10 protein-coding genes are annotated in these 11,261 nt (G+C 39.6%); 8 read left to right on the top strand and 2 right to left on the bottom strand.

Features of this window, described 5'->3' with window-relative positions; genetic code table 11:
• Positions 1-145 precede the first annotated feature (145 nt).
• From ACNQGS_RS27120 to rlmD, 5 genes are all read left to right on the top strand, one after another.
• Positions 146-1,684 (top strand): fumarate hydratase, encoded by a 1,539-nt coding sequence (locus ACNQGS_RS27120; RefSeq protein WP_491490094.1) that lies wholly within the window; start codon positions 146-148, stop codon positions 1,682-1,684.
• Between the two features lie 433 nt (positions 1,685-2,117).
• Positions 2,118-3,074, top strand: a complete 957-nt coding sequence (locus ACNQGS_RS27115; RefSeq protein ID WP_491490091.1) for a nuclease-related domain-containing protein — start codon at positions 2,118-2,120, stop codon at positions 3,072-3,074.
• A 79-nt stretch (positions 3,075-3,153) separates the two neighbouring features.
• Positions 3,154-3,951 carry a delta-lactam-biosynthetic de-N-acetylase gene (pdaA, locus tag ACNQGS_RS27110; RefSeq protein WP_491490090.1) on the top strand — a complete coding sequence of 266 codons (798 nt, stop codon included), beginning with the start codon at positions 3,154-3,156 and terminating at the stop codon, positions 3,949-3,951.
• Positions 3,952-4,026: 75 nt separating this feature from the next.
• A complete protein-coding gene (locus tag ACNQGS_RS27105) occupies positions 4,027-4,893 on the top strand; it encodes a DNA-3-methyladenine glycosylase family protein (RefSeq protein ID WP_491490089.1) in 867 nt (288 codons plus the stop codon).
• A 15-nt stretch (positions 4,894-4,908) separates the two neighbouring features.
• Positions 4,909-6,288: a 23S rRNA (uracil(1939)-C(5))-methyltransferase RlmD gene (gene rlmD / locus ACNQGS_RS27100; protein WP_491490088.1), complete on the top strand. Its 1,380-nt coding sequence runs from the start codon at positions 4,909-4,911 to the stop codon at positions 6,286-6,288.
• Positions 6,289-6,412: 124 nt separating this feature from the next.
• On the opposite strand, the gene ACNQGS_RS27095 is transcribed toward rlmD, so the two are convergent.
• Positions 6,413-7,966 (bottom strand): ABC-F family ATP-binding cassette domain-containing protein, encoded by a 1,554-nt coding sequence (locus ACNQGS_RS27095; protein ID WP_491490087.1) that lies wholly within the window; start codon positions 7,964-7,966, stop codon positions 6,413-6,415.
• Between the two features lie 293 nt (positions 7,967-8,259).
• On the opposite strand from ACNQGS_RS27095, the gene ACNQGS_RS27090 reads away from it, so the two are divergent.
• Complete coding sequence (locus tag ACNQGS_RS27090; RefSeq protein ID WP_491490093.1) at positions 8,260-9,225, top strand: tRNA dihydrouridine synthase; 966 nt, start codon at positions 8,260-8,262, stop codon at positions 9,223-9,225.
• 28 nt (positions 9,226-9,253) lie between these two features.
• Positions 9,254-9,886 (top strand): YdeI/OmpD-associated family protein, encoded by a 633-nt coding sequence (locus ACNQGS_RS27085; protein ID WP_491490086.1) that lies wholly within the window; start codon positions 9,254-9,256, stop codon positions 9,884-9,886.
• Between the two features lie 44 nt (positions 9,887-9,930).
• On the opposite strand, the gene ACNQGS_RS27080 is transcribed toward ACNQGS_RS27085, so the two are convergent.
• Positions 9,931-10,191 carry a hypothetical protein gene (locus ACNQGS_RS27080; RefSeq protein WP_213146765.1) on the bottom strand — a complete coding sequence of 87 codons (261 nt, stop codon included), beginning with the start codon at positions 10,189-10,191 and terminating at the stop codon, positions 9,931-9,933.
• 286 nt (positions 10,192-10,477) lie between these two features.
• On the opposite strand from ACNQGS_RS27080, the gene ACNQGS_RS27075 reads away from it, so the two are divergent.
• Positions 10,478-11,257, top strand: coding sequence for a transporter substrate-binding domain-containing protein (locus tag ACNQGS_RS27075; RefSeq protein WP_213146583.1), 780 nt, complete (start codon positions 10,478-10,480; stop codon positions 11,255-11,257).
• The last annotated feature ends 4 nt before the right edge of the window (positions 11,258-11,261 follow it).

Here is an 11,261-nt window from a genome sequence, read left to right as displayed (position 1 = left end):
TTGAGAAAAAGTTTCCACGAAATCGATTACATCCAAATCCTTTAATTCTTTCGCCTATAGGAGTATAATTATAACCGTCAAAAAGTTGTTAAAATTATATGTATAATTAGGGGAAAACAGGGAAAGGGGAAACCGACACGTGAATATCGAGAAATTCCAAGAAAGCATGTATGAGCTAGTTGTTGAAACCTCCACAAAGCTGCCAAAGGATGTGCGCCGCGCCATCAAAGCAGCGAAGGAACAAGAAAATGCCGGGACTCGCGCCGCGATGAGCCTAGCGACTATTACAAACAACATTAAAATGGCAGATGATCAAGTATCACCAATCTGCCAGGATACAGGACTTCCTACTTTTAAAATTAAAACTCCAGTTGGTGTAAACCAATTAGAAATTAAAGAAGCTATAAAAAACGCAATTGTCGAGGCTACTAAAAATGGTAAGCTGCGCCCGAACGCTGTTGACTCTTTGACTGGTGCGAACAGTGGCGACAACCTAGGCGCTGGCGTTCCGGTTGTTAAATTCGATCAATGGGAAAAAGACTATATTGATGTAAAGCTGATTTTAAAAGGCGGCGGCTGCGAAAACAAAAACATTCAATACAGCCTGCCTTGTGAATTAGAAGGACTTGGACGCGCTGGACGTGACCTTGACGGGATCCGCAAGTGCATCATGCACTCTGTTTATCAAGCACAGGGACAAGGCTGTTCTGCAGGCTTCATCGGCGTCGGCATCGGCGGCGACCGTTCCTCCGGCTATGATTTGGCAAAGGAACAATTATTCCGCTCGGTTGATGATGTGAATCCAAATGAAGACCTTCGTAAATTGGAAGAATATGTACTTGAAAATGCAAATAAATTAGGGATCGGCACAATGGGCTTCGGTGGCGAAGCAACTTTGCTAGGTTGTAAAATAGGTGTCATGCACCGCATTCCTGCCAGCTTCTATGTGTCTGTTGCTTACAATTGTTGGGCATACCGCCGCATGGGTGTTTCCATAGATCCTGAGACGGGCGCAATTGTGGAATGGGCTTACCAAGACGGCGAGTTCATCGACTTCGCACAAGATGAGGCAGAACAAGAAGTTGCTGCTGCTTCTGAACAGGAAGTCATCACTTTGCAGGCCCCAATTACTGAAGAGCAAATTCGTGCTTTGAAAGTCGGTGACGTTGTGCAAATCAACGGCATGATGTACACTGGCCGCGATGCGATTCATAAGTATTTAAGCGACCATGAGGCACCTGTTGATTTAAACGGTCAAGTGATTTACCACTGTGGCCCGGTTATGCTGAAGGATGAAGCCGGCGTATGGCACGTCAAGGCTGCTGGCCCGACAACTTCGATTCGCGAGGAGCCTTATCAGGGCGACATTATGAAGAAATTTGGCATTCGCGCTGTTATTGGTAAAGGCGGAATGGGCCCTAAGACTTTGGCTGCTTTAGCAGAGCATGGCGGTGTTTATTTGAACGCCATCGGCGGCGCTGCCCAGTACTATGCTGACTGTATCAAGGGTGTCGAGGGCGTTGACTTAATGCAATTTGGTATACCTGAAGCAATGTGGCACCTGCGCGTTGAGGGCTTCAAAGCGGTAGTTACAATGGATTCGCACGGCAACAGCTTACATGCTGATGTTGACAAATCATCGTTGGAGAAATTGGCGCAGTTTAAGGAGCCGGTTTTTAAATAAGATCTTTAGGATTGGGATAGACTCGCATAGCGCGGGTCTATCTTTTTTTTGTGGGGGGGGTACCGAGGGGGGAGATTGTAGATATGTTTCGGAAATTTGTAGATATCTCGAAAATTTTGTAGATATAATTGAAAAATTGTAGATATCATCCGAAAATTTGTAGATATCATTTCAAGCGGCAAGTTTTAGTTCGTAATTAATACTAGGATTTCCCTTCAGATAGGGTCCTAAGGGCCAATTTGTAGATATCTGCTGGTAATTTGTAGATATCTTAAATAATTTGTAGATAAAATTAAGAAATTGTAAATATCTCTCCAAAATTTGTTGATATTTTTTCAACTATAAAATAAAATACTCAATTTTAAAAAAATCAACAGGGATATTGGCGTTTTCTATCGAAAATATCAGCTATAACTTTAAAGGAGGGAACATTTTGTTTGATTTAGAGCTTTATAAACCGATTCCACTGGAACAAACAGAAGCACTCATAAGAAGAATAACGCAATATCATCCTAAGAGACCCAATATAGAAATAGAAATAAAAAAATTATATTCTGGCTACCAAGGTGAGAAAAAACTTCGCTATTTTCTTGGATTAATTCCTGACAAAAAATATCATATTTTTCATGGCCTCCGTCTCCCGATTGGAAATACTTACTTTCAAATAGATGCACTTCTTCTTTCCCCTAAACTAACTCTTATTATTGAATCCAAAAACTATGCAGGGACACTTATAATTGAAAAAGACCAATTAATACAGGAGGTGAATGAATCAAAAGAGGTATACGATAATCCGTTAGAACAGGCAATTCGCCATAAAATCCTTTTACAATACCTGCTTGAAAAATACCAATTACCAGCAGCACCAATTGAAGTTTTAGCTGTAATGACAAGGTCCTCAAGTGTAATCAAGATTGTACCAGGATACCATGAAGCAGAAAAAAAGATAGTAAAAGTAGGCAATCTTTTAAGAAAGATCGAGGAACTGGAGAACCGCTACACCGCAGAAAGAATTGATCAGAAAACAATTGGAAAAATAAAAAGGCTGGTATTAAGTAAACACACCCCGCTTAAAATTGATGTATTACGGAAATTCGATATCGGAATAAAGGAAATTATTCCGGGTGTTTGTTGTCCACGATGCTTACATATACCGATGCAATATCGAAGGCAGAAATGGTATTGCCCAGTATGCGAGCTGCTTTCGCAGGATGCCTATATCGAAGCAATCAATGACCATTTTTTAATTATAAAAAATTCGTTAACAAATAGAGAATTACGTGAATTTCTACATATCCCTTCTTCAAGGCAGGCTACCTATTTGTTAAACCAAAAAAAACTCCCATCCACCGGGTCCAATAAGGGCCGCATTTACTACCAACCAAATTAACTCCATTTTCCTTTATATGTTAATTATGTTTTCCCCCCGAGAACAAACACTATAAAAAACAATATTGGGGGAAACTTGGATGAAAAAATTATTGTGCTTACTTAGCATAATGGTCCTATTGTTACCGACTCTTACATATGCAGCGCTGCCGAATCGGCCGATACATTGGGGATTTAAAAAAGCAGTTGATGAATTGCCGCCGGAGGCAGGGGCGGAATATGATGAAATTCTTGCTAAATACGGGGCTGTTTACAAGGGTGACCCGAATAAAAAAATCATCTATTTGACCTTTGACAGCGGCTATGAAAATGGGCACCTTCCTAAGATTCTTAAGGTCCTAAAAAAAGAAAAAGTGCCGGCGACTTTTTTTGTGACTGGGCATTTCCTGCTGTCACAGCCGGAACTCTCTAAACAAATAGTCGATGAAGGGCACATCATTGGGAATCATTCCTGGCACCATCCTGATTTTACCCAGGTTAGTGACGAAAGGGTCCGTACAGAATTGCGCAAAGTTAGGGATAAAACCAAGGAGATTACTGGCCAAAAAGAAATGAGCTATCTCCGCCCGCCGCGCGGTGTTTTTAGTGAAAGAACGATGCAAATTGCAAAAGAAGAGGGCTTCACACATATTTTCTGGTCCCTGGCTTTCGTCGATTGGAATGTAAACAGTCAAAAGGGCTGGCATTACTCATACAACAATATGATGAAGCAAGTTCATCCAGGTGCAATAATTCTCTTACATTCCGTCTCGAAAGACAACGCGGATGCTCTTGAAAAAACCATCCAAGATATGAAAAAGAAAGGATACAAATTCAAAAGCCTCGACCATTTGATGAAGAAACCGAATGAAAAGAAGAAGAAAGCGAAGAAGAAGTAACCGAATTTCATTGAAATTCGGTTTTTTTCTATTTCATGCTATAATACGGGGAAAATACTAAAGGATGGAGCCCATATGTGGCAAGAAACTATACGTATTGACGGTCCGTATAATTTTGACAGCGTATTGGAAAGACATGCGCCGGATCCTTTGAAGGTTCTCGATTTAGCCAAACGTACAATTCGAATCCCGATAGTAATCGGGAGCAGTTCACATGCAGTACAGGTAACGGCAGCTGGAACAATCCGCGAACCGGCGTTCATCGTTTCAGGAAAAAGCGATTCCGACAAAGAAGCAATCATCCATCGCATAGGGGAAATTTTTCAATGGAATGTTTCTTTAGCAAATGTCCATGACCACTTTGAAAAAACAGATTTAAAGGAAATATTCGATTCTTTCGTTGGCACCCCGCTGGTTCTAGATTTCGATTTGTTTGGGTCGTTATTAAAATGCATTATCCACCAGCAAATAAATATGAAATTTGCCTATACTTTGACCGAGCGATTTGTCAAAACGTTTGGTTATGAGATTGATGGGGTGTGGTTTTTTCCACAGCCGGAAAAAACTGCTAGGTTAACGGTGGAAGAGTTAAGACCACTGCAAATCAGCGGCAGGAAGGCTGAATACATGATTGGAATTGCCAAAGAAATCGTCAAAAATGGGCTCGACTTAGACGCCTCGAAAAACCAATCGGATGAGGAAGTTTTTGAACGGCTAATGAAAATCCGCGGCGTCGGCAGGTGGTCGGTGGAAAATTTCTTATTATTCGGACTGGGCCGTCCAAATCTTTTTCCATTAGCTGACATAGGCATACAAAACGCCATCAAGAAACTATATCAGCTTGAAAAAAAGCCGTCCTATGAAGAAATGGAACAATACAAACAGGGCTGGGAACCATATCTAAGCTACGCTTCCCTATACTTATGGAGAAGCATCGAATAATTTGGAGTGAACTTTATGAAAACAGAACAACATATCAAAATACAACCTAAACAGACCTTCCCGCTGACCATCAAAAGGCTTGGCATTAACGGTGAAGGTGTCGGCTATTTTAAAAAGCAAGTCGTCTTCGTGCCAGGTGCGCTTCCAGGCGAGGAAGTGGTGGTAGAGGCAACAAATATCCATCCGAAGCATGCTGAGGCAAAAATTAAGAAAATCCGCATCAAGTCGCCGCATCGAGTAAAGCCGCTTTGCCCGGTATACGACCAATGCGGAGGCTGCCAACTGCAACATTTGGACTATAAACAGCAGCTTAAGGAAAAGCGTGATATCGTAATACAATCGCTTGAGCGCCATACAAAGCTCAACATTGAAAAACTTGATATCCGTGAAACCATTGGAATGGAAGACCCATGGGGATATCGAAACAAGAGCAGTTTTCAAGTGAAGGCAATAGATGGCAAGGTACTTGCTGGGCTTTATGGCCTTAATTCCCATCAATTGATTAATATTGACGAATGTGCTGTGCAGCATTCACAAACAAATGAAGCAACATCAGCGGTTAAAAGGATTTTAGAGGAATTAAAAATTCCTATTTATAATGAAAAATCCAGAAAAGGTATTGTTCGAACCATTGTTACACGGGTTGGCATACAAACAGGAGAACTACAAATAGTCCTAATCACAACACAAAAAGAATTACCAAAAGTGGACACCATCATTCAGGAAATCCAAAAACGTCTTCCAAATGTGAAATCAATTATTCAGAACATAAATGGGCAAAAGACGTCGCTTATTTTTGGCGAGGAAACACTTCCGTTAGCGGGTGAAGAGTTTATCCAAGAAACACTAGGAGATCTTCAATTTGAGCTTTCTGCAAGGACGTTCTTTCAATTAAATCCAGTTCAAACCATAAAGCTTTATAATGAAGTGAAAAAAGCAGCCGCGCTGACTGGTCAAGAAAAAGTAGTAGATGCTTATTGTGGAGTGGGCACTATCGGTTTATGGCTCGCCGATCAGGCAGGAGAAGTCCGTGGAATGGACGTCATTCCAGAATCGATTGAGGATGCGAAGAAAAACGCAAAGCGTCACGGATTGAACAATACAAAATATGTACCTGGAAAGGCAGAAGAGGTCCTGCCAAAATGGGTCAAAAAGGGTTGGAAGCCCGATGTCATTGTTGTCGATCCACCTAGAACAGGTCTTGAGGGACAGTTAATTCAAACCATCCTTCAGGCAGAACCAACAAAGCTTATTTACATCTCATGCAATCCATCGACCTTGGCAAAAGACATTCAGACATTAAGTTCCAAATATGACGTGAAATATATACAGCCAGTGGACATGTTCCCGCAGACTGCGCATGTGGAAGCTGTTGCAAAATTAATATTAAAATAGATAGAACCTCATTCTAACTTAGATTCGATGAGCTTTTTAAGAAATCTAAAGTGAATTTTGGATGGTTTATAAAAAAGGGGTACCCAAGTGAAATTTTATTCATTGGGTACCCCTTAATCTTTATTTAAAACACTTTCGTAGTCCAATCCTCACAATTCCAAATATCGGTCGCAATTTCACGATAGAAATCAGGTTCATGGGATACCATCAAGATACTTCCGCGATATGCCTTTAAAGCACGCTTCAATTCTTCTTTTGCATCCACATCCAAGTGATTGGTAGGTTCATCTAGAATTAATATATTCGTTTCTGTGTTGATAATTTTACACAATCGAACTTTGGCTTTTTCGCCGCCAGAAAGGACTTCGACTTTACTTTCAATATGTTTCGTCGTTAATCCACATTTTGCAAGAGCAGCTCGGACTTCAGCTTGATTCATACTTGGGAACGTGCTCCAAATCTCTTCAATACAAGTGTTGTAGTTGGACTGTTTAACTTCCTGCTCGAAGTAACCGATCTGTTGATACTCACCACGTTCCACTTTACCCTCCAGCGGATCAATCAACCCAAGAATACTTTTTAAAAGAGTAGACTTACCAATACCATTTGCACCCACGAATGCAATTTTTTGTCCGCGTTCCATTTTCAAATTCAGAGGGCGGGAAAGTGGTTCATTGTAACCAATAACAAGATCTTCAGCCGTGAAAATATAACGGCTAGCTGCACGAGCTTCTTTGAAATTAAACTCGGGCTTCGGCTTCTCTCTCCCCAATTCAATAACTTCCATTTTGTCGAGCTTCTTCTGACGAGACATCGCCATATTACGAGTAGCAACACTTGCCTTGTTACGAGCAACGAAATCTTTCAAATCGGCTATTTCTTGTTGTTGACGCTTGTAAGCGGACTCTAGCTGTTGCTTCTTCATTTCATATATTTTTAAGAAGTTATCATAGTCACCAACATAGCGGTTCAACTCTTGGTTTTCCATGTGATAGATCAAGTTAACAACATTGTTCAAGAATGGAATATCATGTGAAATCAAGATAAATGCATTCTCATATTCCTGTAAATAGCGCTTCAACCATTCGATATGCTGTTCATCCAAATAGTTCGTTGGCTCGTCTAGTAATAGGATTTCAGGCTTTTCTAGCAAAAGCTTAGCTAGTAAAACTTTCGTACGTTGCCCACCGCTAAGATCATCTACATCTCGATCGAGTCCAACGTCATCTAATCCTAGACCACGAGCAACTTCCTCAACTTTTGCATTAATTCGATAGAAATCATTACTATCTAATGTTTCTTGTAGCTCTCCAACTTCTGCAAGTAATGCATCGATATCTGCACCTTCATCACCCATTTTTGCATAAAGGTCATTAATCTCCGCTTCAGCATCAAAAAGATATTGAAAAGCAGTACTCAGAGCTTCACGCATCGTAGTACCTTTTTGAAGTACAGCATGCTGGTCTAAATAACCAACACGAACTTTTCGTGACCACTCAACTTTCCCCTCGTCAGGTTGCAACTTCCCAGTAACAATATTCATGAAAGTAGACTTACCCTCACCATTTGCCCCAATTAGTCCAACGTGCTCTCCTTTTAAAAGGCGAAAAGACACATTATTAAAAATCGCACGATCACCGAAACCGTGACTTAAATTTTGTACGTTTAATACGCTCATTTTTTTACCCCTTATCTAATGTTACATATGCATGTGGATATCATACTAGATTTAGACCGGATTTTCTATATTGAAGTTATTTTTTGTGCGTTATGTAATTTTAAAACTTGCCCAGTATTAGGACTGGGTTTATTCTTATTTCGGAAATTCAACCATCGCCTGAAAGGAACATTTTGTGTTTGATAATAAGTTATAAAGCATGATATAAGTGTAAAAGAAGTGGAACATTTGGCTTTATATTTTTTGGCCGAGTGTGTGAAGTTATATCCATAATGAGAGGATTTGAGTTTAAATTGATAGATAATTTTTGGCGTGATTTACCACGGCCATTTTTTATACTTGCCCCAATGGAAGATGTGACAGATGTTGTTTTTCGTCACGTAGTAAGTGAAGCGGGTCGACCGGATGTATTTTTCACAGAGTTTACAAACTCGGATAGCTATTGTCATCCAGAGGGCTTGAAAAGTGTGCGTGGCCGTTTGACTTTTACAGAAGATGAACAGCCAATAGTGGCACATATTTGGGGGGATAATCCCGAATATTTCCGCCAAATGAGTATTGGCATGGCAGAGCTAGGATTTAAAGGCATCGATATTAATATGGGCTGCCCTGTACCGAATGTGGCATCGAGAGGGAAAGGCAGTGGCCTTATTCTGCGTCCAGACGTTGCGGCAGAACTTATTCAAGCAGCAAAAGCGGGCGGACTGCCTGTCAGCGTGAAAACACGACTTGGCTATCAGGAGGTTCAGGAGTGGGAGGAGTGGCTAACGCATATTTTAAAACAGGATATTGCGAACCTTTCTATTCATTTACGTACACGAAAGGAAATGAGCCAAGTAGATGCGCATTGGGAACTAATTCCGGAAATCAAAAAATTACGTGACCGTATTGCACCGAATACGCTACTAACAATCAATGGAGACATTCCTGACCGTCAAACTGGGCTGCAACTTGCTGAACAATATGGTATTGATGGCGTAATGATTGGGCGGGGTATTTTTAAAAATCCTTTTGCTTTTGAAAAAGAGCCAAAAGAGCATAGCAGTATAGAATACCTTGATCTTTTAAGACTGCAGCTTGATCTTCAAGAGCGATATGCGGAAGTACTGCCGCGTTCAATCACAGGGCTTCATCGCTTTTTCAAAATTTATGTCAAAGGATTCCCTGGAGCTGCTGAATTAAGAAATCAATTAATGAACACGAAATCAACAGATGAAGTCCGTGCATTGCTTGATAAATTTGGGGTCAAAGAATCTTGATGGAATGGCGGAAAGAGAGGTGTTCCTGATGGCAAATAGTAAAATGAATCCTAAGGTTGATAAATATTTAATTGATGGTTGTATGCGTTGTCCGCTGGGGGCTACTCCCGACTGTAAAGTCAACAATTGGCCGGAAGAATTAGAAAAATTAAGAATGATTGTTCTTGACTGCGGGTTGACAGAAGAATTGAAATGGGGAGTTCCTTGCTACACATTTCAGAAAAGTAATGTACTGATAATAAGTGCTTTTAAAGAATACTGTTCGCTTAATTTTTTCAAAGGTGCCCTGTTAAAAGATGCCCATCGGATTCTAGAAAAGCCAGGGGAAAATACGCAAGCGGGACGCCTGGTAAAGTTCACCAATGTTAAGCAAATAGTTGAGCTCGAACCAGTCTTAAAAGAGTATATTTATGAAGCCGTTGAAGCGGAAAAAGCTGGTTTGAAAGTGAATACTAAAAAGAATCCAGAGCCAGTTCCTGAAGAACTTCAAAATAAATTTGAGGATATCCCTGCCTTGAAAACTGCTTTTGAGGCATTGACGCCGGGGCGGCAAAGAGCATACATTCTTCATTTTTCAGCACCAAAACAATCCAAAACCCGGGTGTCAAGGATTGAAAAATGTATGGAGAAAATTCTCGCTGGAAAGGGATTAAATGATTAGCTGATTCGAGAAAAAAGCCGTTCCAAATGGAACGGCTTTGTCTTTTATTTAATCCGAAATAATTCATATCCATTCCCTTTGGTAATCCATTTTTGTTTTTTTTCTTTATCGCTTAATGCTTGATGAAGCTTAAATAACGCTAAGTTTTTAGCTGTTTCATGGGTACCGCCATAACAATCATGAACGGTTATTTCCCCATTCGTTGCAGAGATAATGTATCTATCTTCGTCAAGCCAAATACGATATCTAACTTTCCCGTGCCGATACCAAATCCAATTCCGAATTTTCTTTATCAACCACGGCATTAAATTCACCCCACTTTCTCTTACTTTTAAAATTCAACATTTGTTATGTGCTTCCTATAGAATGATTTGGATATATTGTGACGTATTTAAAAAATCTAAAAACAAAACTATATTTGTTATATACGAATAATAAAGTCTGAAAATTTATAAAATAAAAAATAGTTGAATACTTTAAAAATATTCAATTTACCAAAAACTAATAGTTTTATATGATTTTTAGGTATGATATATTAATAAAGTATTAATGTTTTATCTATTAAAAATAATCTAAAAAGGGGTACATTGAATGAAAAAGATTGGTTTATTTAGTTTATTTTTAATCCTTACGATCTTTATCGCAGCATGCGGAAGCAAGGAAACATCAACATCCGGAGAGAAAGCGAAAGATGAAAAGGTATATAAGGTTGGAGTAGATACTACTTACCCTCCATTTGAATATAAAGAGGGAAATGATTATAAGGGTATCGATATCGATTTGATTAATGCAATCGCGAAAAATCAGGGCATTAAAATTGAGCTTAATCCAATGGATTTTGGGGGAATTATTCCAGCTATGCAAGCTAATCAGCTTGATGTAGCCATTGCCGGAATGAGTATTACAGATGAAAGAAAAAAGGTAGTAGACTTTTCAACACCGTATTTTGATGCAGGATTAACAGTTGTTGTTAAAAAAGACAATTCAACTATTAAATCAGTTAATGATCTTAAAGGGAAAACTGTTGCCGTTAAAAAAGGAACAACAGGTGCCAAATATGCAGAAGATAATGCATCGAAACTAGAAATCAAAGTCGTTCAATTCAACGATAGCCCGGCAATGTTCCAGGAAGTTTCTAACGGAAATGCAGATGCGCTTATCGAAGACTATCCTGTAATTTCTTATGCTATTGCCCAAAAAGACCTTGGTTTGAAAATCGTTGGTGATCGCTTAAATGGCGATCAATATGGAATTGCTGTTCTAAAAGGACAAAACCAGGATGTATTAAAGAAGATTAATAAAGGCCTTGAAGAACTCAAAAAAGACGGAACCTACGATAAGATTGTAGAAACATATCTTGGCAAAAAATAAATAT

This window comes from Neobacillus sp. PVCKKU3 (genome assembly GCF_058323225.1).
This window is presented reverse-complemented; position numbering and strand designations above follow the sequence as displayed.